The 25,994-nt window shown below is 60.6% G+C and carries 23 protein-coding genes; 6 read left to right on the top strand and 17 right to left on the bottom strand.

The window, feature by feature from the left end; genetic code table 11:
* Positions 1-53: 53 nt before the first annotated feature.
* Genes hemA through bchF form a run of 14 tightly spaced genes read right to left on the bottom strand, consistent with a single transcriptional unit; the run spans position 54 to position 15,372 of the window.
* Positions 54-1,265, bottom strand: a complete 1,212-nt coding sequence (gene hemA / locus KIN_RS08485) for a 5-aminolevulinate synthase (RefSeq protein ID WP_159805986.1) — start codon at positions 1,263-1,265, stop codon at positions 54-56.
* A complete protein-coding gene (gene puhE / locus KIN_RS08480; protein WP_159805984.1) occupies positions 1,255-2,109 on the bottom strand; it encodes a putative photosynthetic complex assembly protein PuhE in 855 nt (284 codons plus the stop codon). The genes hemA and puhE overlap by 11 nt, the downstream gene beginning before the upstream one ends.
* Positions 2,109-3,203 (bottom strand): magnesium-protoporphyrin IX monomethyl ester (oxidative) cyclase, encoded by a 1,095-nt coding sequence (gene acsF / locus KIN_RS08475; RefSeq protein ID WP_159805982.1) that lies wholly within the window; start codon positions 3,201-3,203, stop codon positions 2,109-2,111. Before acsF ends, puhE begins: the two co-directional genes overlap by 1 nt.
* Positions 3,200-3,496: an O2-dependent cyclase accessory protein gene (locus KIN_RS08470; protein WP_159805980.1), complete on the bottom strand. Its 297-nt coding sequence runs from the start codon at positions 3,494-3,496 to the stop codon at positions 3,200-3,202. Before KIN_RS08470 ends, acsF begins: the two co-directional genes overlap by 4 nt.
* Positions 3,497-3,514: 18 nt before the next feature.
* A complete protein-coding gene (puhC, locus tag KIN_RS08465; protein ID WP_159805978.1) occupies positions 3,515-3,967 on the bottom strand; it encodes a photosynthetic complex assembly protein PuhC in 453 nt (150 codons plus the stop codon).
* A 12-nt stretch (positions 3,968-3,979) separates the two neighbouring features.
* Positions 3,980-4,618 (bottom strand): photosynthetic complex putative assembly protein PuhB, encoded by a 639-nt coding sequence (gene puhB, locus KIN_RS08460; protein WP_159805976.1) that lies wholly within the window; start codon positions 4,616-4,618, stop codon positions 3,980-3,982.
* Positions 4,619-4,631: 13 nt separating this feature from the next.
* Positions 4,632-5,399 carry a photosynthetic reaction center subunit H gene (puhA, locus tag KIN_RS08455; RefSeq protein WP_159805974.1) on the bottom strand — a complete coding sequence of 256 codons (768 nt, stop codon included), beginning with the start codon at positions 5,397-5,399 and terminating at the stop codon, positions 4,632-4,634.
* 34 nt (positions 5,400-5,433) lie between these two features.
* A complete protein-coding gene (locus KIN_RS08450) occupies positions 5,434-6,873 on the bottom strand; it encodes a PucC family protein (RefSeq protein WP_159805972.1) in 1,440 nt (479 codons plus the stop codon).
* The gene (gene bchM, locus KIN_RS08445; RefSeq protein ID WP_159805970.1) at positions 6,870-7,574 is read right to left on the bottom strand and encodes a magnesium protoporphyrin IX methyltransferase; all 705 of its coding nucleotides are present in this window, start codon (positions 7,572-7,574) and stop codon (positions 6,870-6,872) included. The genes KIN_RS08450 and bchM overlap by 4 nt, the downstream gene beginning before the upstream one ends.
* On the bottom strand, positions 7,574-8,470 hold the full coding sequence (bchL, locus tag KIN_RS08440; RefSeq protein WP_159805968.1) for a ferredoxin:protochlorophyllide reductase (ATP-dependent) iron-sulfur ATP-binding protein: 897 nt from the start codon (positions 8,468-8,470) through the stop codon (positions 7,574-7,576). Before bchL ends, bchM begins: the two co-directional genes overlap by 1 nt.
* Before the next feature lie 28 nt (positions 8,471-8,498).
* Positions 8,499-12,044 (bottom strand): magnesium chelatase subunit H, encoded by a 3,546-nt coding sequence (locus tag KIN_RS08435; RefSeq protein ID WP_159805966.1) that lies wholly within the window; start codon positions 12,042-12,044, stop codon positions 8,499-8,501.
* Entirely contained in the window at positions 12,034-13,575 is a 1,542-nt protein-coding gene (bchB, locus tag KIN_RS08430) for a ferredoxin:protochlorophyllide reductase (ATP-dependent) subunit B (protein ID WP_159805964.1), read from the bottom strand. The genes KIN_RS08435 and bchB overlap by 11 nt, the downstream gene beginning before the upstream one ends.
* A gap of 52 nt (positions 13,576-13,627) precedes the next feature.
* Entirely contained in the window at positions 13,628-14,908 is a 1,281-nt protein-coding gene (locus tag KIN_RS08425) for a ferredoxin:protochlorophyllide reductase (ATP-dependent) subunit N (RefSeq protein ID WP_159805962.1), read from the bottom strand.
* A complete protein-coding gene (bchF, locus tag KIN_RS08420; RefSeq protein WP_159805960.1) occupies positions 14,905-15,372 on the bottom strand; it encodes a 2-vinyl bacteriochlorophyllide hydratase in 468 nt (155 codons plus the stop codon). The genes KIN_RS08425 and bchF overlap by 4 nt, the downstream gene beginning before the upstream one ends.
* Positions 15,373-15,705: 333 nt before the next feature.
* On the opposite strand from bchF, the gene KIN_RS08415 reads away from it, so the two are divergent.
* The 6 genes from KIN_RS08415 (at position 15,706) to idi (ending at position 21,960) form a co-directional block, all read left to right on the top strand.
* A complete protein-coding gene (locus KIN_RS08415; protein WP_159805958.1) occupies positions 15,706-16,476 on the top strand; it encodes a hypothetical protein in 771 nt (256 codons plus the stop codon).
* Positions 16,477-16,532: 56 nt separating this feature from the next.
* On the top strand, positions 16,533-17,954 hold the full coding sequence (gene ppsR, locus KIN_RS08410) for a transcriptional regulator PpsR (protein WP_159805956.1): 1,422 nt from the start codon (positions 16,533-16,535) through the stop codon (positions 17,952-17,954).
* A gap of 96 nt (positions 17,955-18,050) precedes the next feature.
* Positions 18,051-18,950: a chlorophyll synthase ChlG gene (gene chlG, locus KIN_RS08405; protein WP_159805954.1), complete on the top strand. Its 900-nt coding sequence runs from the start codon at positions 18,051-18,053 to the stop codon at positions 18,948-18,950.
* Entirely contained in the window at positions 18,947-20,236 is a 1,290-nt protein-coding gene (locus KIN_RS08400; RefSeq protein WP_159807913.1) for a BCD family MFS transporter, read from the top strand. The genes chlG and KIN_RS08400 overlap by 4 nt, the downstream gene beginning before the upstream one ends.
* Positions 20,237-20,239: 3 nt before the next feature.
* The gene (locus tag KIN_RS08395) at positions 20,240-21,421 is read left to right on the top strand and encodes a geranylgeranyl diphosphate reductase (protein WP_159805952.1); all 1,182 of its coding nucleotides are present in this window, start codon (positions 20,240-20,242) and stop codon (positions 21,419-21,421) included.
* Positions 21,418-21,960, top strand: a complete 543-nt coding sequence (gene idi / locus KIN_RS08390) for an isopentenyl-diphosphate Delta-isomerase (RefSeq protein WP_174239107.1) — start codon at positions 21,418-21,420, stop codon at positions 21,958-21,960. The genes KIN_RS08395 and idi overlap by 4 nt, the downstream gene beginning before the upstream one ends.
* Here idi and dxs read toward each other — a convergent pair.
* From dxs to pufM, 3 genes are all read right to left on the bottom strand, one after another.
* The gene (gene dxs, locus KIN_RS08385; RefSeq protein ID WP_159805950.1) at positions 21,951-23,834 is read right to left on the bottom strand and encodes a 1-deoxy-D-xylulose-5-phosphate synthase; all 1,884 of its coding nucleotides are present in this window, start codon (positions 23,832-23,834) and stop codon (positions 21,951-21,953) included. The genes idi and dxs overlap by 10 nt on opposite strands.
* Before the next feature lie 80 nt (positions 23,835-23,914).
* Complete coding sequence (gene pufC / locus KIN_RS08380) at positions 23,915-25,021, bottom strand: photosynthetic reaction center cytochrome PufC (RefSeq protein ID WP_159805948.1); 1,107 nt, start codon at positions 25,019-25,021, stop codon at positions 23,915-23,917.
* Between the two features lie 3 nt (positions 25,022-25,024).
* Positions 25,025-25,993, bottom strand: coding sequence for a photosynthetic reaction center subunit M (pufM, locus tag KIN_RS08375; protein ID WP_159805946.1), 969 nt, complete (start codon positions 25,991-25,993; stop codon positions 25,025-25,027).
* Between the last annotated feature and the right edge of the window lies 1 nt (position 25,994).

Genomic DNA, 25,994 nt, shown 5'->3' with positions numbered 1-25,994 from the left:
GTGTTTAGAACGCAGGTAAAGTTCACATTTTTGCAAAACGAAGTGGGGCGACCCTATGCCACTGCACGGGCCAGCGCGCATTGCTTCCAAAGCTGCGTCAGCGCATGGACCAGATGGTCGATATCGGCATCCGTATGCAGAGGTGACGGCGTGAACCGCAAACGCTCGGTGCCCTTGGGAACCGTGGGATAATTGATCGGCTGCACGTAAATTCCGTGATCCTGCATCAGGATATCCGCGATCTGGCGACACTTGACCGGATCTTTGATCATCACCGGAATGATGTGGCTGGGATTTTCCAGATGGGGGATGCCTTCGCGATCCAACGCGGCCCGCAGGCGCGCGACCTGACGCCGCTGCTGGGTGCGCTCTGCGCTGGACTGCTTCAGATGCGCGATCGAGGTCTGGGCAGCCGCCGCCACCGCGGGCGGCAAAGCCGTCGTGAAGATAAAACCTGACGCAAAAGAGCGGATGAAATCACATAGCGCCTCGGACCCGGTGATGTAACCACCCACCACGCCATACGCCTTGCCCAGCGTCCCTTCGATCAGGGTGATCCGATCCGCTACGCCTTCGCGCTCGCTGATCCCCCCGCCACGCGCGCCATAGAGACCAACGGCATGAACCTCATCCAGATAGGTCAGCGCGTTGTGCTTTTCGGCAACCTCGACGATCTCGCGGATGGGCGCGATGTCCCCGTCCATCGAATAGACGGATTCGAATGCGACGATCTTCGTGGCATTGGCAGGCAACGCTGCCAGCTTGCGATCCAGATCTTCCGGATCATTGTGTTTCCACAGGATCTTGTCCGCGCGGGAATGGCGGATGCCTTCGATCATGGAGGCATGGTTCAACTCATCACTGAGGATCACCGCATTGGGCAAACGTGCCCCAAGAGTGCTGAGCGCGGCCCAATTGGACACATAGCCAGACGTAAACAACAGTGCGGCCTCTTTGCCATGCAGGTCGGCCAGTTCACCCTCAAGCTCCGTATGGGCGTGATTGGTGCCGGAGATATTGCGCGTGCCGCCGGCGCCCGCCCCGCATTTGTCGATGGCGTCTTTCATCGCCTGCCGCACCTTCGGGTGCTGGCCCATGCCAAGATAATCGTTTGAGCACCAGACCGTGACTTCATCCGCGCCGTCCGAATGGTTGCGTGCTTTCGGGAAGTCCCCGCAATGTCGCTCAAGATTGGCAAAGATCCGGTAGTTTCCTTCGGCCTTCAGCGTATCGAGCTGGGCGTTGAACAGGCTGTCAAAGTCCATGGGCTTCCTCGTTCAGTCGTTTGGTCTTTATTGTTGTTTTTTCCGGCAGCATCCAGCGCCAGAGTTTTTCGTCGGGCAACGGCAGCACCATCATCCAGTGCTCAAAAAGCGCCAGCGCGGTGAGCGCGGACAGAAGGGCAAATCCAGCCACTTCCGCTCCTGTAATGCTGGAGTAGATCCGCTCCAGCCAGCAAGCCGTGGCAAAGGTCAGGACTGTGACGGAAACCGGGAACAGCCAGTTGATACGTCCGTGCCTGAAATGGCTGGGAAGATGGGCAAGGCGGCGGGGCAGAAACTCTGTATTGATCTCACGCACCCCCAGAAAGAGGTTCAGCTTCGCCGAAATCCGCGCGAAGTACAGCACGGCGAATGTCCAGAACCCGACAGTGTTGTCGGCCCCGAAGGTCAGATACGCCACAGCCAGCAGCGCTGCCGTCAAAAGCATCTCGTGATAAGCAACAGTACCCCAGGCGCGAATGAACCGCTCCCACTCGGGGATATGTTTGGGGCAGATATTTGTGTTGGGTCCAGTGATCAGCCCGGTCAAGAACGCCAATTCAATCCAGCCCCAAATGGCGAGCGCCGACAGAAAGCTGATATAGACCGCAGCGGTGTCGGACAGGAACACGTCCGAGAGAGGAAAAAGAGAACTCGTTACCCTTCCCTCGCCCGTCGTAGCAGCGATTCCTGCGAATCCAATTAACAACAGCGGAAACAGACCCAACGTCATCTTGGTGTGACGCTCTTTCTTTTCGGCGACCCGGACCGCAATCAGGATCGCCCCGGTGGAAAACCACCAGAGAAAGAGGGCCGACAGGGCCGCTATCCATCCGTTGTCAAACATCAGTAGCTCGGCACCATGCGGCTGTCCTCTTCAATGACGTGATCGGTTTTTACGGGGATCAGGTAGAGGCTAGCAAAGGCCAGACCCGCCCGCGCGCCCGCGCCGACTTTCCCAAACGCACCGGCAATCCCGCCCTTGCGCCGAGCCGCGTCCATGGCCGCCGAAGCCTGCCGCAGTTTCAGCAGGTTCTTTTCCCAGCGTGGATTTTCCAGATCGATCGCAACGGGGAAAATCTGCTTGGAAATATCGGAGGTCTTGCGCAGCACCTCCCGGTCATACCAGTCGATATCGATGCCAAGCGCCTTGTGAAATTCCGGACGCAGATGGTCGCGGATGCACATGACCGAGAACACCGCGACAAGGAAGAACCGGATCCACAACTTGTTGACGAAGCTGTTTGTCAGTTTGGGGTCCGTCTTCATCAGCAGGGCAAACGCCTCGCCGTGGCTGAACTCGTCATTGCACCAGTTTTCGAACCACTTGAAAATTGGATGGATCATCTTGTCCGGGTTCTTCTCCAGATGCCGGTAGATCGTGATGTAGCGCGCATACCCGATCTTCTCGGACAGATAGGTCGCGTAATAGATGAACTTCGGCCGGAAATAGGTGTACTTCTTGGCCTTGGTCAAAAAACCCAGATTGACCGCAACACCCGCCTCGCGCAGCGCATCATTGATGAACCCCGCATGGCGTGCCTCGTCCCGCGCCATCAGTTGGAACAGCGCACAGATGTCAGGATTGTTGCCGCGCCGCTTCATCTCTTTGTAGAGGACGCAGCCCGAGAATTCCGCCGTCAATGAAGACACGAGGAAATCGATCAACTCGGCCTTCAGCTTGGGATCCATCGCCTCCCAATCAGGCGTGTTCCATTCGTCGTTTTTCTTAAAGTGACCCTTGTTCGGGTCGGCCGACATGGCCGCGATCATCTCGTCCCATTCCTTGCGAACGGGCGTGACGTCGATCTTGTCCATCTCGTCGAAATCGGTGGTGTAGAACCGCGGATCCAGCAGCGTGGTTTCCGTGGCCATCGCGGTGCTGTCATCGGAGTTTTCGGGAATGATGCCAGCGGCGTTTACATCCGTATGCGCGTTCATGACAAAGCTCCTTCCGAGAAGGCAAACTCTGCCAGTTCCATGCATTCCAGATCGCCCGTCATTCGGGTCCAGACCTGTTCAACCATCGAAGCGCGTGTGATCGTCGCCGTGCGTTCCTCAATGATGATCTCGCCGTAACCCGCCAGAACCGGCGCGCCGTGCACCAGCACCTCGTCGCCCGGATTGATCGTGGCGCCGTTCAGAAATTTGACGTGAGCGTGCAGGCTGTCGAACGTGTGACTGACCTCGACCTCACAGGGTGCGGTTTCCTTCTCTTTCGTAAATAATCCCATTGAATTGTCTCCCGGCAATTACTTGAGCAGTTTATGGAACGCAGCTTCATTCGTTTGGCCAAACCCCTGAAGTTCAGCACGCCACGTGGTGAAATCGTCTCTCAGGGCAAGACGACCGTTTTCGTATTTGATCAGCTTGATCGCGGTAGGTTCGGTGATGCCGATCTTGGCACGCTCCCGCTCCAGCACGCGGCCAACACCTGCAATAAACCCGCCCTCTTCCGGGGCCAGATCCGCGATTACAGCGCCGGAGGTGTCGGTGACGCGCACCGCACCCGACATGGTGGCGTGGATCACGATATCCCGGCTCTGAATCACGGGCACCTCAGGTGGCATCGCCTCAAGGGGGCGGTCGGTGAAGGACGCAAAGGCGGCCAGCGCAAAGATCGCCACGACAACACCCAGCATCGCCCGCAGCAAAAAGGTCGGGATCATCTCGCGGTCGCGGTCGATCAGTTGCTGTTCGCTCATGGAATGGCTCCCTTACTCTGCCGGAACGGCGTCTGGCATCTGTGGTTGAGGTTGCGGTTGTGTGACGGGAACGTTCGAGCCCACGGCCTGCGCCAAAATACGTGAGACATGCTCGGCGTCCTTGATGCAGCGCAAAGCGGGCTGCGTCGGGTTCATCCGCCACGGCCGGACATGGGGCCAGCACGTCAGATAGCTCAACCGCGTGCCTTCATCGATCAGCGACAGAGCAATTGTGCCTGTGCCGCCCCGGCGCAGGTCCAGATCAGCCGACCCGATCCAGCGGTAGGGCAGGTTCAGCGTTACGGTCAGCGCCGCCCCGATGCGCATGGCAACGCGGCGGTTCGTGATGGTGTAGACGGTCGTCTGCGCCTGCACGACCGAGATCAGCAGCAACAGACCGCAGGCAATCAAGCCAAGGATCAGGAACGGAATGGCCCCCAGCGTTGCCGCGAGGGGCGGAGTGAACTCCGCCAGATTGACCGAGCGCCAAACGCCCAAAAGCACGAAATATCCCATGACCCAATAGATGTTCAGGCTTTCCTTCGCGAGCGTCCACCAATGTGGCTTGCCCTGCCAGAGGATTTTTTCCCCCTCCGGTGGCAGTTCCGGCAGGCCTTCAATGGGTTCTACGGCGAAATCATCATGGGGCATGGGTCTCGTGTCCTCAGAGCTGCGGGTTCAGGCGATCTTCGGAGGCGTAGAGAACACCGCCCGAGTAGTAGCCACAGATCTTGTCCTCTTCGAGCAACGTGACCTGCGTGGTCGATTTGGTGGTTGGCACATTGGCGAAGTGCTTCCCGAAAAGCGTTTTGACCTGCACCCGGTCGGATTTGATCCGCGCCAGTTGCATGGGCACCAGCCGCGTGCCGGACCCGTACTCTTCACTCAGTTCGAACTCCAGATACCGCACCAGCTGCTCGGGCTCATCGATCCACATATCCGTGACCACACCCACGACAGCCTTGTCGCCCGCCTGAACCGGTAAACCGCGCGGGTCTTTACCGGCGGCCACCACAAAGCCATCCGCGCCCGCCATCGGCACAATCTTGGGATGACCGTGGCCATCAAGCTCGGGCACATCACGGCGCGGAGCCCAGGATGCGGGACCAACACCATCAACAAGCGGATCACCCGTTGGCTCAAATGGGAAGCCATTCGCGCCATTGGTCCGCTTCAGGGCGACCTCACGATTTTCCGGCTGCATGTCAGGCACGGTGACCTCGCCACGCCCATGGGGCAGCTTGAAGGTCTTGGGCGAAGGCAGCGGGAACGGACCTTGGTTGGGCGCCGGATTGCCGTCATCATCTTCCAGCGGGTAGCCTTCCCGCATGTTTTCGGTCTGCAGATAATAGATCAAAAGCGCAAAAAAGGCCCAGAACAGCCAGAGCGCAAGAGACGCCAGATCGAAGTTGCCAAAAAATGGATCTACCATTTTATCCTCCAGTTATGTGACCCGGGGGTGTGGGTCATGTGGGGAAGTCCGCAAGCCCGATCTTGCGTGTCTCTTCCGAGGTTTGAATGAAATTGCGCCCCGTCCGCACCAGCGGGCCAAGCACGATGAGCGTCGCAAACAGCAACGCGATTTCGATGTGATAGACGACAGAATATCCGGTTGCGGCGGAGTTCATCGCCTCGCCCAGTACACCTTGGGTGGCTGCGGCGTTGACCACGTCGCGGATTGTGCCGCCCAGCGCCACGCCAAGTCCCGCCGCTGTCGCCTGAGCCGCGCCCCAGGCGCCCAGCGCCAGACCGCGTCCAGCCAGCCCGGTGGCGGGCATCGTCATGGCAGCCGTCAGCGTCGCGACCGAGAAGAGCCCGCCGCCAAACCCAATCAGGGTGGCACCGGCGAAGAACAGCGGCGCGAAGTTCATGGGCGCCGCGAAGATCACCGCGCAAAAGGCCACGACACCCGCCAGAAGGCCGCGGCTGGCCATCCGATAAGGGTCTATTCCAGCGGAAAGCCACCTTGCAGCAAGCCCGAAGCCGACCAAAGCCCCCATGGCCCACAGGGCCGTCAGGAACGTGGTCGCGCTGACCGACAGGCCGAGGATCTCGCCGCCATAGGGTTCCAGCAGCACGTCCTGCATATTGAACCCCAGCGTCCCGATGCCGACGACCGCAATCAGGCGACCCGCCTGCCCACCGGCCGAGAAATCGGCCCAGGCTTCGGCAAATTTGGGACGGGGTTCTGCGCGCTCGGCGGCGGTCATCGGGCTCATCCGCTCCTGCTTCCACAGGGCGATAACGTTCAGGACAATCGTGGCCACGGCAGTGCCTTGCACCACCTGGATCAAGCGAATATTTCCAAAGTCCCGCAGCAGGTAGCCCACGATCACGGCACTGACGCCCATCCCGATCAGGAACATAACATAAAGCAGCGCGACGACGCGGGGCCGCGTTTCATCCGTGGCCCGATCTGCGGCCAAGGCAAGGCCCGCGGTCTGGGTCATGTGCATGCCCAAGCCGGTCATCAGAAACGCAAGCGCGGCCAGAACCTCGCCCGCGAATGGCACGTCGTGAACTGTATCCCCGCCCAAAACCAAAAGGCTCATGGGCATTATGGCCAGACCACCCATCTGCCAGAGCGTGCCGAACCAGAGATAGGGGATGCGTTTCCATCCGATGGCAGACCGATAGGTGTCGGATCGGAACCCCAGCAGCGCGCGGAACGGCGCAATCAGAACCGGCAATGCGATCATGATAGCGACCAGAAACGCAGGAACGCTGAGTTCGACGATCATCACACGGTTGAGCGTGCCCAGCAGCATGACCGCCGCCATCCCCACCGAGACCTGAAACAGCGACAGCCGCAACAATTGGCCCATCGGCAGATCCGCGCTGGCCGCGTCCGAGAAGGGAAGCATGCGCAACGTGAAACGCGTCAGGGGATGCGGCTCGTCGCTCATCTTTGCCCCCCCATCGTGAAGGACAACGCCATAGAATGGTAAAACCCGCAATTCACCGTCTCCACATGGGCAATCTTGCCAGTGGTCCCGGCGTCACGTGCCGCGTGGGCAATACCTTGGGCCGTGTGGGGCACCATGATCGGGGATCTGTCGCTGCGCGGGAATAGCTTGCCCACCCGCCACATCGCCATCAGCAACGCCGTACGTGGCGGCAGTGTGAAGATCATTTTCTCCGACAGGCGTGGGGCGAATTGGGCAAGAATAGAGCCTATATCGCCTTTGTCGTAGTAGATCATGCTATCCATCGCGAGCACGTAGTCAAACCGTCCCAAACCCGCATTTGACATGTCGCCCGCCTGATAGCTGAGCGAACCGCGGACCCGGTCCGGGCGCCGCGCCTCGGCAATGTCAATCAGCGACGGCGAGATATCGATACCGGTGACATCCGCGCCCTTGTTGGCCAGTTCGACCGCCATCGTCCCGGTGCCGCATCCGGCATCCAGGATCCGCGCACTGGTCAGATCATCGGGCAATTGCGCCAGCATCGTTGCGCGCATCTGATCGCGCCCCGCCCGCACCGTCGCCCGAATGCCCGAGACCGGCGCGTCAGAGGTCAGACGCTCCCAGGTCTGGGTCGCCGTGCGGTCGAAGTAGTCCTCAACACGGGCGCGGGTCTGAACATATGCGGTCTGTTGCTGCATCAATCGAACCCAAGCAACTCAAAGATCTCACGGTCCGGCAGAGGCGCAGGCGCCAATGGCTCGGTGCCGTTCCACAGGGTTTCGGCCAGCCGGACGTATTCAGCGCGGCATTCGACGATATCCTGATCGTCGTCCATCTCGAACAGCGTCTTTTTCTTCAGTCGCGACCGGCGGATTGCATCCAGATCCGGCATGTGCGCGATCCGGTCAAAGCCCACAGTGCGGCAATAGCGATCGACTTCATCGGTGTCTTTCGAGCGGTTCGCAACGCACCCAGCCAGCCGAACAGAGTAGTTTTTCGACTTGGCTTGAACGGCCGCAATAATGCGGTTCATTGCATAAATAGAGTCGAAATCGTTCGCCGTAACGATCAGCGCCCGGTCCGCATGTTGCAGAGGTGCCGCGAACCCGCCGCACACCACATCACCCAAGACGTCGAAGATCACAACGTCCGTGTCTTCCAGCAAATGGTGCTGCTTCAGCAACTTCACGGTCTGGCCAACGACGTAACCGCCGCACCCCGTACCTGCTGGGGGACCACCGGCCTCCACGCATTTCACACCATTGAAGCCTTCGTAAACGAAATCCTCGGGGCGCAGTTCCTCGGCGTGGAAATCCACATCTTTCAGCGAGTCGATCACAGTCGGCACAAGAGTGCCGGTCAAGGTAAACGTGCTGTCATGCTTCGGATCACAGCCGATCTGCAGCACCCGCTTGCCCAACATTGAAAACGCCGCCGACAGGTTCGACGAGGTTGTTGATTTACCGATGCCGCCCTTGCCGTACACGGAAAACACCTTCGCGCCTTCGATCTTGGCCTCCGGCGGCTGATGCACCTGAACGGAGCCTTCGCCATCAAGGCCGGACAGGTTTGGAATTTCGTCTTTGGGGCTCATGAGAGCCTCCTTTCGGCTATAAACAGGCTCATTCCGCGGCCATTCCGACGCCTTCCATGGCGTCTTCAAGCTCGTCGGCACCGGCTTGTAATGCAGTCAAAGTATCTTCGTCGGGCTGCCAGTAATTGCGTTCATGCGCTTCGATCAGACGGTTGGCCATGCGCACACTGGCCGCCGGATTCAGATCCGCCAGACGGCGACGCATCTCTTCGTCCAACACGAAGGTTTCGCTGAGGCGCTGATAGACCCACGGCTCGACCTGACCGGTTGTGGCAGACCAGCCCATCGTGTTGGTCACATGGGCCTCAATCGCGCGCACGCCTTCATGCCCATGCTTCAGCATGCCTTCGTAGAATTTCGGGTTCAGCGCCCGGCTGCGAGTTTCCAAGGCCACCTGATCCTGAAGCGTGCGTACCTTGCCCTCGCCCCGGGTCTGGTCACCGATGTAAACCGGTGCAGCCTCGCCCTTGGCGCGCTTCACGGCCCGGGAAATCCCGCCCAAGGTGTCGAAGTAATGATCAACGGTCGTCACGCCCAGCTCGACGGATTCGAGGTTCTGATAGGCCAGATCCACGTCCTTCAGCGCTTTCTGCAGCAGGGCCGCATTGGGCTGAGGCTTGCCATTCACGCCGTAGGCAAAGCTCTTGCGTGCCTCATAGGCGTCGGCCAACTCGTCCTCGTCGCCAAAGGCGGAGCTGTCGACCAGTTGATTGACGTTGGAGCCATAGGCCCCTTCCGCATTCGAAAAGACCCGCAAGCTGGCAGTTTCCAGATCCACATCCATCTGCTCCGCATAGGCCAGCGCATGGGCGCGAATGAAATTCTGCTCCAGCGGTTCGGCCGCCGTGGCGGCCTTGTAAGCGGCCTCGGCCAGCATCCGGGTTTGCAAAGGCAGCAGATCCCGGAAAATACCGGACAGCGTCATGATGACATCAATCCGGGGACGCCCAAGTTCTTCCAAAGGCACCAGATCGGCACCGCTGAGACGCCCGTAACTGTCAAAGCGCGGCTTGGCCCCCATCAGCGCCAACGCCTGAGCAATGGGGCCGCCGTCGGATTTGATGTTGTCCGATCCCCACAGAACAAGCGCCACGGTCCGGGGCATTGATTTATGGGTTTTGAGCAGAGTTAGAGCCTGTTTAGCACCATCTTGCATGGCAAAGGCCGTGGGCATGCGAAACGGATCGAAGGCATGGATATTGCGACCCGTGGGCAGCACGTCCGGCGACCGGATCAGGTCACCACCCGCAACGGGGGCGATAAACTGCCCGCCCAGAGCGCGCATCAAGGCGGGCAACTCGTGCTCGTCCTGCAGCAACTGATCCACGCGCTCGGCGGAGTCTGGATCGTCCATGACGCGGATATGTTCGGCGCGTTCCTCGGCCCCCAAGGGTTGTCCGACCACATGCAGCCCATCGGTGATCAGCGCGTCTTCGGTTTCCAATAGTTTCAGCCACAAGGCATCAGGCGCGATGCCGCCCAGATCAACGGCGTCGGCCTGTACGGCGATCAGCGCTTCCAGCTCGTCACGGTTACCGGCATCAGGCGACAAGGCCCGGTAGCGCCGCACGCTGTCCTTCAATTCCGAAAGTCCTTTGTATAGCCCCGCAGACGCCAGCGGTGGCGTCAGATGCGTGACCGTGATTGCATTGCTGCGCCGCTTGGCCAAACTCGCCTCGGATGGGTTGTTGGAGGCATAGAGGTACACGTTCGGCATCTCGCCAATCAGCCGATCCGGCCAGCACGCAGCCCCCATGCCCGCCTGACGACCCGGCATGAACTCTAGCGCGCCATGCATCCCGAAATGCAGCAACACATCGGCCTGAAACTGGTTTTTCAGCCAAAGATAGAAGGTTGCGAATGCATGGGTCGGCGCGAAGCCCTTTTCAAAGAGCAGCCGCATCGGGTCACCCTCGTAGCCGAAAGTCGGCTGGACACCCACCAGCACATTGCCTAATTGCGCGCCCAGAATGAACACGCCGCGCCCGTCGGACTGGATGCGGCCTGGTGCAGGACCCCACACCTCTTCGATTTCGGACAGCCAAGGGGTTTGGCCGACGATGGTATCCGCGGGCACATGAGCCGCGACATTCGCCTCGGTCCCGAACTGGGCGCTGTTGCCCTTAAGCACGGCGGTGCGCAGGTCATCAACGGTTTCAGGCACATCGACGCTGTACCCTTCGGCCTTCATCCGGGTCAGGGTGTTGAACAGGCTTTCGAACACGCTGAGATAAGCGGCCGTGCCCACAGCACCGGCATTGGGAGGGAAGCCGAACAGAACAATCGCCACCTTGCGCTCCGCAAGCCGAGAGCGGCGCAGCGTCGCCAGATTACGGGTCTTGGCGACAAGTTTCTCGATCCGTTCGAAACACGGCGCCATGGTGCGGTCACCCTCGGTCGCACCGCACATTTTCTCGCATCCGCTGCACCCTGTCGCGCCGTGGCGGCCCGCAAAGACCGTGGGATTTGTTGCACCATCGATCTCGGGCAGGGCGATCAGCATGGTCGTTTCCACCGGGCCAAGGCCACTTGATCCGGCGCCCCACTCGCCCAGCGTCTGAAACTCCAGCGGGTGGGCCGCGACATAAGGGACATCAAGGTTCGACAGAACCTCCACCGCTGCATCGCTGTCATTGTAGGCGGGGCCACCAATCAGCGAAAATCCAGTCAGGGACACCAGCGCGTCGATCTCGTCCTGATGATACGCCTCAATCGCAGGACGCCCGTCCAGACCCCCTGCAAAGGCCGGGATAACGCGGATGTTCTGCGCCTCGAAGGCGCGAATGACTGCATCATAATGCGCGGTGTCAGAGGCCAGGATATAGCTGCGCAACATCAAAAGGCCGACGGTCGCGACGGGACTATCGGGGGTGGGTAGTGTGGCACTGTCCGTGGCAATACGCTCCGGCAGATCAGGGTGGTAGACGCCCACGTCCGGGTATTCCACGGGGGCTTTCGCCTGCACGTTGTGCCACGCGGTTTCACGGGAATAGCGCGACACCAGAAAGCGGATCATCTGTTCAACGTTGTGATCAGATCCGCCCAGCCAGTATTGCATGGTCAGGAACCATGCGCGCAAATCCTGCGCCTTGCCGGGGATAAACTTGAGGATCTTTGGCAGGCGCCGCAGCATCCGCATCTGTTTCTGACCCGAGGCGGCGGACGGCTTGGCGGTGCCCCGCAGCTTTTTCAGCAGGGCCATCGCGCCCGAGGCGGGCTTCTGCATGTCCAGATCGCCCATGCGGGTCAGCTTTACCACATCCCCGTCGGCGACCATGCCGATCATCGCGTCACAGACGTCACGTCGTGCGATCAGATCGGGAAGGATTGCCTGAACGTGCTCTTCGAGGAACAGTAGGTTTGCGATGATTATATCGCCGTGGCGGATGGCGTCCTTGGTATCTTCGAGCGCTTGGGGGTTCCCGCCCCATTCCGCCGCCGCATGAACCGAAACGGACAGGCCCGGGAAGTCGCTCTCCAGCCGGTTAGACACGCGGGAAGCCGGACCCGCCGCATGGGCATCCAGCGTCACGATCACGACGCGGTAGCCGATATGATCCGAGCTATCGCGCATAATGGGCCTTTGCCTCGTACAGCGTGTCGACCGATATCTCGGCGACACCGCGGTCTGCCGCGAATTTTTCTGTGTTGCGACGCGCCTTGCCGCGCACGAAAAACGGGATTTTCTTCAGCTCTTTTTCCGCGTCCAGCAGCCATCGGATATCGGTGGAAACAGAGGCGCCCTCAGCGGGCATCGAGCCCCCTTCGGCCGCGGCCGGCATCCGCGGGGTTGCCGCATGGCCATGGTGGGACGGGCCGGCGGCATCGTGGAACTCGAAATCCTCGCGGAACATGTGCAGCAGATGTTCTTCCAGCCCCATGACCAGCGGATGGACCCATGTGTCGAAGATCACATTCGCGCCTTCCCAACCGACCTGCGGCGAGTAGCGCGCGGGGAAATCCTGCACGTGAACGGGCGCGGAGATGACGGCGCAGGGAATGCCCAGCCGCTTGCCAATGTGGCGTTCCATTTGGGTGCCGAGGATCATTTCCGGCGTGAGCGTTTCGATAGCGCGCTCCACCTCCAGATAATCATCTGTGATCAGCGCCTCGACGCCGTAATCCTTGGCCAGCGCGCGGATGTCGCGGGCAAATTCGCGGTTGTAGCAGCCAAGACCCACGACCTCGAACCCCATCTCGTCGCGGGCGATCCGTGCGGCGGCTTTGACATGGGTTGCGTCGCCAAAAAGGAAAACGCGCTTGCCGGTCAGGTAGGTGCTGTCGACAGAGGCCGAATACCACGGAAGGCGCAGACGGCTGTCGTCGATCTGACCCGTAGGCTTGCCGATGATCTGCGCGACCTCTGCGATGAAATCCCGCGTGGCGCCAACCCCGATAGGCACTGTCTTGGTATAAGGCTGATCGTAGGTTTTCTGCAGCCAGCGGCACGCCATCTCGCAGGTCTCGGGATAGAGCATCACGTTGAAATGCGCCGCACCGAGGCGGGAGATATCGCCGGGGCTGGACCCCATTGGCGCCACGCAATTCACCTCGACACCGATGTCATAGAGAAGTGCGGTCAGCTCCTCGATATCGTCGCGGTGGCGAAAGCCCAGACCCGTTGGGCCCAGAATATTGCACGTGATGCGCTCGGTTTTGGGCTGCAGCGTGCTGAGATGGCGGACGATCTGAAAGAACGTCTCATCCGCGCCGAAGTTTTCCTTGCGCTGGTAGCTGGGCAATTCCAGCGGGATCACGGGAACCGGCAAGCCCATCGTCTCGGCCAGACCGCCGGGATCGTCCTGGATCAGTTCCGCGGTGCAGGAAGAGCCGACGATGATCGCCTCCGGCTTGAACCGGTCATAGGCGTCCTGACAGGCGTCCTTGAAGAGATGCGCGGTGTCGGCGCCCAGATCGCGGGCCTGAAAGGTCGTGTAGGTTACCGGCGGGCGCTGACCGCGCCGTTCGATCATCGTGAATAGCAGATCGGCGTAGGTGTCACCCTGAGGCGCATGGAGCACATAGTGCAGACCGGTCATGCCCGTTGCGACCCGCATGGCACCCACATGGGGCGGACCTTCATATGTCCAGACGGTCAACTTCATGGCCTGCGTCCCGCCGTGAGTATTTTTGCCAGAAAGAAGACCACGACGCGGTTCATTCAGCGGCCTCCATCTTCAGGAGGCCCTTGCGGCGCAGGGGACGGGAGAAAAGACCGGCCAGATCGCCTGCCTGTTCGTAAAAATGCACAGGCGTGAAGACCAGTTCGATGGCCCATTTGGTCGCGAGGCCTTCCGCCTCCAGCGGGTTGGCCAGACCCAGACCGCAGACGGTCAAATCGGGGCGGGCGGCGCGACAGCGGTCAAGTTGCTTGTCCACGTCCTGACCTTCGGAGATCACCTCGGCGTGGAGCAGATCCATGTCCGGCCCGACGAGACCCTTGTGGATGTAAGGCGCGCCGACCTCGAGCGCATGCATCCCGCATTCACGCGTCAGGAACCGCGCCAGAGGCAATTCAAGCTGGCTGTCTGGGAAGAAGAAGATCGACTTGCCAGTGAGATCTGCGGCGTGGGCCGCAACGGCCTTGCGCGCCCGGGCGCGGGGGGCTGCGGTCACACGCTCGAAGGTGTCATCATCCACACCGAATTGGTCGGCAATCGCACGCAGCCACAGCGTCGTACCCTCTTCGCCAAACGGGAAAGGTGCTGGAATGTGATGGGCGCCGCGCCGGGTCAGGGCGGCGGCGGTTTCGCCGAGGAACGGCTGCAACAGCGCAAACTTGGTATTGGACCCGATGGCCGGAATGCCATCGGCACGCCCAGCAGGCAAAACCCGCACGGGACCCACACCCATGTCGTCCAGAAGCTTCAGCGCCTGATCCTCGACCACGTCGGGCAGCGCGCCCACAAGCAGCAATTCTGCCGCTTCCGTCTTGGGCAGAACCGGCACCATGGATTCCAAACAGGCGTCTTCGCCTTGCGTAAAAGTGGTCTCGATACCCGAGCCGGAGTAGTTCAGCACGCGGACATGGGGCGCATGGATTTTCGTCAGACGCTCCGCCGCGCGGGACAGGTCGATCTTGATAACCTCGGACGGGCAGGACCCGACAAGGAACAGTTGCTTGATGTCGGGGCGCCGCTCCAGCAGGCGACCGACCTCGCGGTCCAGTTCCTCATGCGCGTCGGCCAGACCGGCCAGATCTTTCTCTTCCAGAATGGCTGTCCCGAACCGCGGCTCGGCAAAGATCATGACGCCCGCAGCCGATTGCAGAAGATGGGCACAGGTGCGCGAGCCCACGACAAGAAAAAACGCATCTTGCATCTTGCGGTGCAGCCAGATGATGCCGGTCAGACCGCAGAAGACCTCGCGCTGGCCGCGCTCTTTCAGGATAGGGGCGTCACGGCAGCTGCCTTGGGTCAGGGCGGCGGGCTTGTTCATGCGGCGACCTCCAAACGGGCGGCGCGCAGCTTGAGCACAAACTGTGTCGCGTTGATCAGGTAGGCGGCATAGGCGGCGAGCGCCACGAGCATTTGCGTCAGGGGGTCCGTCCCGGCGAAAAGCACCCAGAGATAGGCGGTGTGCAGCGCGATGACGCCGAAGCTGAACACATCCTCCCAGAAGAAAGCCGGGGCGAGGAGGTACTGGCCGAAGACGACCTTTTCCCAGATCGCGCCGGTGATCATGATGATGTAGAGGAAAGCGGTTTTGACCAGCACAGATGCCGTTGCGATCTGGTAGCCGTCGCCCGTGGCGATGTACCTGACGACCAGCGCCAGCGAGACGATGAAGACCAGAAACTGAAGCGGCGCGAGGACGCCCTGAACCAACGTCCACCGTGTCGCGTCCCGACGGGCGCGTTGATCGGCAGTGTAAAGACGATTGGTCTGTGTGGGTGTGTTCATGGGGCGAACATCTCCCTCGATTCCCCCGAATGTTCTGTGGTTCTGATAAAAAGGTATCGCCGGGTAACCCAAAGTGTCAATTGAAACTTACACTATCAAAGTTGACACGCAGGCCGATAACCGCTTCCCTATACGAAGAAAAAATAAGGCATTGCGCGATTCCGCGTGGTGGGACCTGGCGCGAGCCGCCGTGTGTCAACTGAATTGGACATTGGTAAGGGATACGGAACTTTACAAAATGGACCTAAAACTGCATAGTTTTCTCGAAAGGCAACGGGGGGTTCCTACAGGCCGTATTTCCGGCATGGATCGCTTCTCGTACCGACTGACCACATGACGCTGATGTTCGAGACCAAAAACGGCGAGGCTGGATGGCATCAGCGCTCGTCCGTGGAAGAACTCGCCGCTCAAGCCCTGCGCGTCGTGTCGTCGAAACAATGTAATCCGAACGCCAAGGGGGTTGATCCCCGGACCGAAGCCTTGGCCATGTCGGTTGTGGCCGACGATCCTAATTTGCGCCGCGCCACCATGTCTGAACTGATGGAAAGCGGTGTATCGCCCAATGCGTTCATCCACCATTTTGCGGGCGACGCTGCGCGCTATCTGGGCCAACTCTGGAGCGACAATCACGTCAGCTTTGCCGATGTCACAATCGGAACCGCCCGCATCCAAGAAATGGTTCGCCAGTTGGTGGCCCGGCGCGCACCCAATAGAACCGATGCAGGCCCCAAGGTCCTGATCGCCGTTCCGCTGACCGAAGACCATGTGCTGGGTGGTCTGATTGCAGCGGACGCATTCGACGCCCTGGGATGCATGACCCGCGTGATGATCGGCCGGTCCAATACGGACATCGCGCGGATCGCCAAGGCCGAACAGTTTTCGATGATCGGACTGTCGATCTCGAGCAAACGCACCGTCAGTGGTGCACGGCAGTTGATCAAGGAACTGCGCGATACCGTCATCAACAGGGTTCCGATTGTGCTGAGTATCGGAACCATGACCGACGATGACGAGATCAAAGCACTCACAGGTGCTGATATTGTGACATCGGATCCACGAGCCGCTGTCGCATTTTGCAACTTACGAAATCTTGTGGTGGGGTAGTCTGGAAGACCGGTTGAGTCTTTGACATAGTGATGTCGAAGCATAGGTACGTTGGTATGAACATCAGAGAGATTGGGTTCTGGATCGATAATGCCGATCCACAGGTTGCACCTGACTACATCAATCAGGTCATCGCGACCGCAGCGGATATCGCCATCGTTGTCACCAACACGGGCGAAATCGAAATGGTGACGATCAACCCCCTGACAAAGACTATGGGTCAGTTGGACCACTGGAAGGGTCGCAACATCTGCGAGTTTCTGGCGGAAGACAGCGTGAACCGCGTGATGTCGATCATCGAGGATTATCGCCGCGGCAAGGCCCAGATCATTCCCGCCGTCGAGGTCAATCATTTCGACAACGCCAACTGGCAGTTCCCGATCAGCTACAGCTTCCACCTGACCGGCCAGGACGGGCGCATCCTGATGCTGGGTCGGGACATGCGCGCCATCGCCGAGTTGCAACAACGGCTTGTCAAAGCGCAACTGGCGCTGGAACGTGACTACGAGGCGCATCGCGATTTCGAGACCCGCTACCGTGTGCTGATGGAAACCTCTCAGGACGCCCTCGTTCTGATGAGCGCCGCATCGGGTCGGATCACCGATTGCAATCAGGCCGCAGCCCGCGTTCTGGGCGGCAGTGCCGAGGCACTTGTCGGGTGCAATCTGGAAAGTGAAGTTGAGGCAAACGGCTCAGACGATTTCATCGACAGCCTGGCCGGGGCCTCTGCCGAGAACATCAAGTCCGGCGTCAGCGTCGTCGCGCGGCGCAGCGGGCGCAAGATCAGCATTCATCCAACGCTCTTCCGGGCAGCGGGCGAACGGACATTCCTATGCCGGTTGGAGACCGAGACCGCCACCGACGGCGCGGACATCGAAATCTCGGGCGGCTTGGAAACCCTGTTTCAGAAAGGCGTCGATGCGATCGTCTTCACCGACGACCGGGGCGTCATCCGCTTCGTCAACGAAGCGTTCCTTGGCCTGACCGATATCGCGCTGATGTCCAGCGTGAAGGGGCGGCCCATCGCCGATTTCCTCGTGCGCGGCAAGATCGACAGCAACGTCTTGCTGGAAAACGCCACCCGCGCCGGTCGGATGCAACTTTACGCGACGCAGCTTGTGGGCAGCCACGGATCCTCGCGTCAGGTCGAGATTTCGGCCACGCGTCTGGATGACGGCCCCCAATCCAACTTCGCCTTTATCCTGCGGGACGCCTCGCGCGGCGATCTTTTGCGCAGCCAAGACGAGCAGGACAGCACCCACCGGATGAACGACATCGTCGATCTGGTCGGCTCATCGCCCCTGAAAGACATCGTCGCTGCGACCACCGACGTGATTGAGAAGATCTGCATCGAGACCGCCGTCGAATTGACCGGCAACAACCGCGTCGCCGTGGCCGAGATGCTGGGCCTCAGCCGTCAGAGCCTCTATGTGAAGCTGCGCAAGTACAATTTGCTCGACAAATCCCCCAAGGATTGAGGCGCCTACAGCCATTTCAAGCCGAACCAGGAACTGGGGCCTTTTGCCTCGGTTAAAATTCTTGTCGGGACTCAGTTTGTATAGTTAAGTTGACACATGACTGTCAGCTACACATTACAACGACGTCGTTACCCCGAACCCGCAGCCGCTCTGCGCCTATTGAAGCCGATTACATGGTTTCCACCCATGTGGGCCTATCTGTGCGGCGTGGTCTCAGTCGGCGTCTCGCCTTTGGAAAACCTGTGGCTGGTGGGTCTCGGCATCTTGTTGGCCGGTCCCATTGTGTGCGGGATGAGCCAAGCCGCCAATGACTGGTGCGACCGTCACGTGGACGCCATCAATCAACCCGAACGTCCTATTCCATCGGGCCGCGTCCCCGGTCAATGGGGGCTTTACATCGCACTCGGCATGTCCGCCTTGTCCTTGCTGGTCGGTCTCGCCCTTGGACCATGGGGCTTTGCCGCAACATGTGCGGCCGTTGCCGCCGCATGGGCCTACTCCGCCGAACCCGTTCGTCTGAAGAAATCCGGTTGGTGGGGCCCCGGTCTGGTTGGCCTCTGCTACGAAGGCCTGCCGTGGTTCACAGGCGCCGCCGTCCTGTCCGCCGGACTGCCCGATTGGCGGATCATAACCATCGCCATGCTCTACGCGATAGGCGCCCATGGCATCATGACCTTAAACGATTTCAAGGCGCTGAAAGGCGACCGCCAAACTGGCGTAAATTCCTTGCCCGTCACCCTTGGCCCCGCGCGCGCCGCCCTGGTGGCCTGCGCTGTGATGACCCTGTCGCAAATCGGGGTGATTTTCCTACTTTTGGGCTGGGATAGACCCTATTTCGCCCTCGCCATCACGGCACTCTTGGGTCTGCAAATCTGGGCCATGACCATCCTGATCCGTGACCCACGCGCAAAGGCGCCGTGGTACAACGGCACCGGCGTTGCGCTCTATGTGACCGGCATGATGGTGGCCGCTTTCGCGCTTCGGGGGCTCGTCTGATGCTCAGCTGGCTGTCCATCGTCCGCCTTGGTTTGGTGCAGATGGCGTTGGGCGCGATTGTCGTTCTGACCACATCCACCCTCAACCGCCTCATGGTGGTGGAGCTTGCATTACCCGCCGTCCTGCCCGGCCTTCTGGTCGCGCTGCATTACGGCATTCAGATCACCCGGCCGAACTGGGGCTTTCTGTCAGACATGGGCGGCAGCCGGACCCGCTGGATCATCGGCGGCATGGTTGCCTTGGCCCTAGGCGGTTTTCTGGCCGCGCTCGGCGTTATTCAGCTGGAACAGAGCCTGAGCACAGGGCTTCTTATCTCAGTCTTTGCCTACGCGCTGATCGGGTTGGGCGTGGGTGCGTCCGGCACATCCCTGCTGGCGCTTCTGGCCACGGCCACCCATCCCCGCCGCCGCGCTGCCGCCGCGACGATCACTTGGCTGATGATGATCGCAGGCATTGCAGTGACCGCAGGCACCGTTGGCGCGTTCCTTGATCCTTACACCCCCGCGCTTCTGCTGAAGATCGTGGCCATCGTCACCACAGGTGCCGTCGTCCTGACAACTCTGGCCGTCTGGGGGATCGAGCGTCGGGTCAGCCAGCCACAGACGCCCGCCGTCGCCGTTCCCTTCATGACCGGCATGAAAGAGGTCTGGGCCGAGCCCAAGGCCCGCAATTTCACCATCTTCGTTTTCCTGTCGATGACCGCGTATTTCATGCAGGAACTGATCCTTGAACCTTACGCGGGCCTCGTCTTCGGCCTCACCCCCGGTCAGACGACATCCCTGTCCGGCGCACAGAACGGCGGCGTCTTCTTGGGCATGATCTGCGTCGGCATCTGTGCCACAGGGCTGAAACTGGGCGCGCTGCGCCATTGGGTCGTCGTGGGCTGCGCCTTGTCGGCCATCGCGCTTTTTGGGATTTTCTTCATCGGTCAGACGCAGCAGGAAAACCTGCTTCTGCCCGCAACAGTATTCTTGGGTTTCTCCAACGGAGCCTTCGCCGTGGCCGCCATCGGGTCGATGATGCAGCTGGCAGGCGAGGGTCAGTCCCGCCGCGAAGGCACCCGCATGGGTCTTTGGGGCGCCGCGCAAGCAGTCGCGGCTGGATTTGGCGGACTTCTGGGTGCCGCCGCCGTCGATATCCTACGCCCGCTGATGACCGATGCCGATGCTTTCGGCGCCGTTTTTCTGGTCGAGGGAAGCCTTTTCCTGATCGCGGGCCTGATGGCCGCGCGGGTGATCGAACGCAACACGTATACGCAAACATCTCATTTTGTCCCGGGGGAATAACCCATGATCTATGACGTCGTTATTGTCGGTGGCGGTCCCGCTGGGGCCACGGCTGCAGAAGACCTTGCCCGCAAGGGCCACACCGTCGCCATGCTGGACCGCGCCGGGCGCATCAAGCCGTGCGGGGGTGCCATCCCACCCCGCGCTGTCGCGGATTTCGATATTCCCGAGGACCAGCTGGTGGCGCGTATCTCCACCGCCCGCATGATCTCGCCCACCGCCCGCTCCGTCGATATCCCGATCGAGAACGGCTATGTCGGCATGGTTGATCGCGAACATTTCGACGAGTTTCTGCGCGTCCGCGCCAAAAAAGCCGGTGTCCACCGCTACACAGGGACGTTCCTCAGGATTGACCGTGAAGACGGCTCGACCAAGGTGGTCTACCGAGACAAGGTCAGCCGCAACACGCTGGAGCTGGAAACCAAGCTGATCATCGGCGCTGATGGGGCGCGGTCAGACGTGGCCCGCGCAGAAGTGCCCGGCGGCGATACAATCCCCTACGTGATCGCCTATCACGAGATCATCGAAGCCCCCACCGGTCCCAGCGCCTATGACCCGACCCGCTGCGACGTGATCTACGATGGCGCCATTTCACCGGATTTCTACGGCTGGGTGTTCCCCCATGGTAAGTCCGCCAGCGTCGGCATGGGCACAGGCATCGACGGCATTGATCTGAAAGAGGCCACGCGCTCCCTGCGGGAAAACGCGGGCCTGTCGGGGTGCGAGACCATCCGCAAGGAAGGCGCACCGATCCCCCTGAAGCCATTGGACAAATGGGACAATGGCCGGGATGTGGTGCTGGCGGGGGATGCCGCAGGCGTTGTCGCGCCGTCCTCGGGCGAAGGGATCTACTACGCGATGGAAGGCGGGCGTCAGGCCGCCAATGCCGCGATGGCCTGCCTTGCCTCGGGCCGCGTCAAGGATCTGGGGCTCGCGCGCAAGGCGTTCCTGAAACAGCATGGGACAGTTTTTCGCGTTTTGGGCGCGATGCAGGACGCGTATTACAAATCAGACGAGCGGCGCGAACGGTTCGTGTCACTCTGTCACGACATCGACGTGCAGCGCCTGACCTTCGAGGCCTATATGAACAAGAAACTTGTGAGGGCCCGCCCCATGGCCCACCTGAAAATCGGCCTGAAGAACGCAGCCCACCTGCTGCGGCTGATCCCGGCCGTACGCACATGAACATGATGGCCCGCGATATGATTCCCGCCTGGGTCGACGGCAAGCTGACCGCCGTCGAAAAGATGGACGTCCACAAGCGCGGTCTGCGTCATAAGGCGGTCTCGGTGTTTGTCATGCGCAACGACAAGGTTCTGATCCAGCGGCGCGCGCTAACGAAATATCACACGCCCGGTCTTTGGGCGAACACGTGCTGTACCCATCCGCTGTGGGGGGAGGCACCCGAGGATTGCGCCATCCGCCGTCTGAACGAGGAGCTTGGGATCACCGGGCTCTACCCATCGTTCCGTGATCAGGTCGAATACCGCGCTGATGTCGGCAACGGCATGACCGAGCATGAACTGGTCGATATCTTTCTGGCTACAGCCCCGGCTGACCTGTCCGTGACACCCAACCCGGACGAGGTGATGGACACGCGCTGGATCAGTTTCTTCGACCTCGCGGCAGAGGTGGCACGCAAGCCCGAACGCTACAGCGCATGGCTGCGCATCTACCTGCAGGAACACCGCGACCGAATCTTCGGCTCGCTCGTTCAGGCCTGAAGCGGCGCGGGAAACCGCCCACCGACCAGCCCTAAAAGCTCCACGCAATTCACGGTGATATAGGCCGCATCCAGGCCCGCATCCTCGTACATCTCCATCGGGCTCGCCTGATTGATGAACCGGTCGGGCAGCGTCATCGTGCGCACTTTCATGCCGCGATCAAACCCGCCCTCATTGGCCAGCCATTCCAGCACATGGGCCCCGAACCCGCCGCGCGCACCCTGTTCCACCGTAATCATCGCCTTGTGGTGGCGCAAAAGCTGCTTGATCATATTCGTGTCGAGCGGCTTCGAGAACCGTGCATCGGCCACAGTCGCGGAAATCCCCTGCGCCTCAAGCCGCTCTGCCGCCATCAGGCATTCAGACAAATGAGCGCCGTAGGACAGGATGGCGACATCATTGCCCTCGGTCATGATCCGGCCCCGCCCGATGGGCAACGGCTGTGGGATCGCGGGCAGATCCACCCCCACACCCGTGCCGCGCGGATACCGAAACGCAATCGGCCCGCCGTCATGTTCCGCCGCCGTGGCGACCATATGGATCAACTCCGCCTCATCGGCCGCCGCCATGACGGTGAAGTTCGGCAAATGGGTCAAATAACCAATGTCAAATGCGCCCGCATGGGTCGGGCCGTCGGCCCCCACCAGCCCCGCACGGTCAATCGCAAAGCGTACTGGCAGGTTTTGCAACGCGACATCATGGACGATCTGGTCATACGCCCGCTGCAAAAAGGTGGAATAGATCGCGCAGAAGGGCCGCATCCCGGCCGCCGCCAACCCGGCGGAGAACGTCACCGCGTGCTGTTCCGCAATCCCAACGTCAAACGTCCGCTCCGGAAACCGCTCCACCATGAAATCCAGACCCGTGCCGCTTGGCATGGCCGCCGTGATCGCGACAATCTTCGGATCGCGCTCGGCCTCGTCCACAAGGGCATGACCGAAGACCGAGGTATAGCTGGGCGCGTTGCTTTTCGCCTTCTGCTGGGCGCCGGACAGGACATCGAATTTCGAAACGCCATGATACTTGTCAGGGGAATGCTCGGCGGGGCGGTAGCCCTTGCCCTTCACCGTGCAGCAATGGATCAGAACCGGACCGTCCGCCCGCGACTGAACCGCCCGCAGGGTCTGCAAGAGCTGCCCCATGTCGTGGCCGTCAATTGGCCCGACATAGGTGAACCCCATCTGTTCAAACAAGGTACCGCGATCCGGTTGTCCGGTGACCAGCGCCCGCGCCCGGCGCGCATGATCCTTGATCGACGCGCTCAGACCGCCCAATTCGGACTGCAATCCAGTCAGATATCGCGACATCGCGCCAACCGGCGGCGCAATGGACATCTCGTTGTCGTTCAGCACAACAATCAACCGCCGCTTGTCATGGCCGGCATTGTTGAGCGCCTCGTAAGCCATGCCAGCGCTGATCGACCCGTCGCCAATAACGGCCACCGCATGGCCCGTGTCCGCGCCAAGATCCCGGGCCGCCGCAAAGCCCAGCGCGGCAGAGATCGAGGTCGACGAATGCGCCGCCCCGAACGGATCGAACTCGGACTCGCTGCGTTTGGTAAACCCGCTCAGACCGTCCTTCTGGCGCAGCGTTCTGATCTGATCGCGCCGCTCGGTCAGGATCTTGTGAGGATAGCACTGATGCCCGACGTCCCAGATGATCTTGTCATAGGGCGCGCGAAAGACCGCATGCAAGGCGACGGTCAATTCGACCACTCCAAGCGATGATCCCAGATGCCCGCCGGTCTCGGACACCGCCGAGATCAGCTCCTCCCGCAACTCGGTCGCCAGCAGACCGAGGGTCGCGTCGTCCAAAGCGGTCATGTCTGACGGACCATCCACCTTGTCGAGGGTCGGAGTGTCGGGGCGGGACATCGGCGTTCTCCAAAACTGAAGACGCCGCGCAGGAGTCTCTCCGGCGCGGCGTCTCTTTCAAGAATATGTCAGCAAGCGTCTCATTCGTAGACAGGGACACCTGTCGTTGCCAGCTCAGGCCAGTCGGCGATCACGTTCAGACCCTGATAGGGTTTCTGATAGCCTTGGTGGCAGGTCTTACACGCCGCTTTCGGGGCATCCGCGTGGATCGGACCAAGCCGCTCTTCGGGATACTCGTCGCGCAGCGGGATCAGGTAGTCATTGTTCAACTCCTGCACCATACCGATGGCAATGCTGGCCGTAGACCACTGCGGTGTGAACTGCTCTGGATCATAGAACGCGCGGGAATTGTGACAGAACAGACAGTTCACCCCCAGCGAGTTCGAGAAGTAGTTCATCAGTGCAAAAGTGCGTTCGGTGTTCTGCCATGTAGGATCGCCCGGCTGTTGCGCCACACGGCTCTCCAGATCATGCACATTGATCTGGCCATAATTTACCAAAAGCTCCTGCAAAGCATCGGATGGCAGCGAGGTGAACTCGCTGTTCGGTGTTGCCTGGTTCTGCACAGCAGACCAGCCGGCGAACTTGTCGGCCACAGGCGTTTGTTCGAACCAGATATAGGTCGGCACGTTCTGCCCACGGTGGCAGGTCGAACAATTCACACCCACTTGGGCATTCGCGTTCACATGTGCATCCCAGTCCTCATTGATGGCCTGGGTCATCTGGATCATCCGCCGCGATACAACCTTGGTGTAAAGGTCGTCCGAGGCATATTCCCCTTCATCCGCGCCAGCGTGGCAATAGGCACACCCCTGATCGGGCGAGACCCAGTTCGTGATCGCCAGCATCACACGGTTGAAGTTGTCTTCCGTGAGGTTGGTCAGGACCTGCACGTTTTCGTAGATCTCCCCCGACAGCGGCTCGTTGCCTTCGGGAATGATCGGGCTGTCCGTGTAGTATTCATCGATCGTCGGATCACCCGCTTCCAGTTCGGCCACGAACTCAGGGACGCTCATCCCCGTGCCCCGAGGGCCGGTCTGAAGCGAGGTCGTCGCAAAGGGCTGACCCCAGGAGACGATCATCGCCGCGAAGAACACCGCCGATCCCACGACACCCACGACGATGGCGGGGCCGAAAATGTTCGTCGGATTCTTGGAATTCCAGTCATTAAACCACTTGGGTAGCATGGCTCAGCCTCCTTCCCCGTTATAGGCCTCGTAGCCGTAGCTTCCGTCATAGGCCGGTGCGAAGTGATGCTCCTGCGCCCAGATGAACCAGTTGTCGACAACGGTCCCGGTCAGAAGGATGCCGATGCCGCCGGTGACAGGTGTCAGCACCGCAAACCACCAGGCCCAGCGGTGAATGCCTTCCATCGACGCGTTGAACCCCATGGTCCAGCGCCAGAAGAGACCCGCGCGCTCGGACGCGGTGCCCCGGTCGGCGATCTGCTCCAACTCCCGGTCGCCGCCCTGACGAGTGACCGCCAGAATGGTGGCGCCGTGCATCGCGAACAGCAGGACAGAGCCATAGAGGAACACGATCGAAAGACAGTGGAATGGGTTGTAATAGAGGTTTCCGTACCGGATCGAGAACGCCGTCGTCCAATCCAGATGCGGGAAGATGCCGTAGGGCACAGCCTCGGACCACGACCCCATCAGGATCGGCCGGAAAAGGCCCAGCACAAGGAACAGCCAGATCGCGCCCGCAAAGGCCCATGCAACGTGCTTGCCCATCTTGTGTTGCTCGGCCAGCAGATAGGTCCGCAACCACCACGCACAGACGGACACCAGAAGCATAAGACTTGAGATAATGTACCACCCGCCATCGTTGAGCGGCGGAATGCGCAGACCGTATTCAGGCGATGGCGGCTCAAGGGCCAGCCAGAACAGCTGCCGGATGAACTCGGGGATCGACCAGTCGACCTGCGCCAGCATGTTCAGGCCCACGATATTGAACCAGAGCAGACCGGTCGCCAGTGAGATCACGCCGAAATAGCCCAGATAGATCGGACCCAGCTGCGCGTTCCCGATCCAACCGATCAGCGTCGAGAACCGTGGCTTGACGGCCCGTTCGGCCACCATGTTGTGCTCATTGTCCATGCCCCATTCGGGCGTGCCCTGGACCTGAACTTGGGTGAATATGTTTTGATACTCAATCATG

Origin of the sequence: Litoreibacter roseus (genome assembly GCF_009811795.1) — a bacterium.
GTDB lineage: Bacteria > Pseudomonadota > Alphaproteobacteria > Rhodobacterales > Rhodobacteraceae > Litoreibacter > Litoreibacter roseus.
The sequence above is the reverse complement of the archived record's forward strand: the minus strand, read 5'-3'. Positions and strand labels throughout refer to the sequence as shown.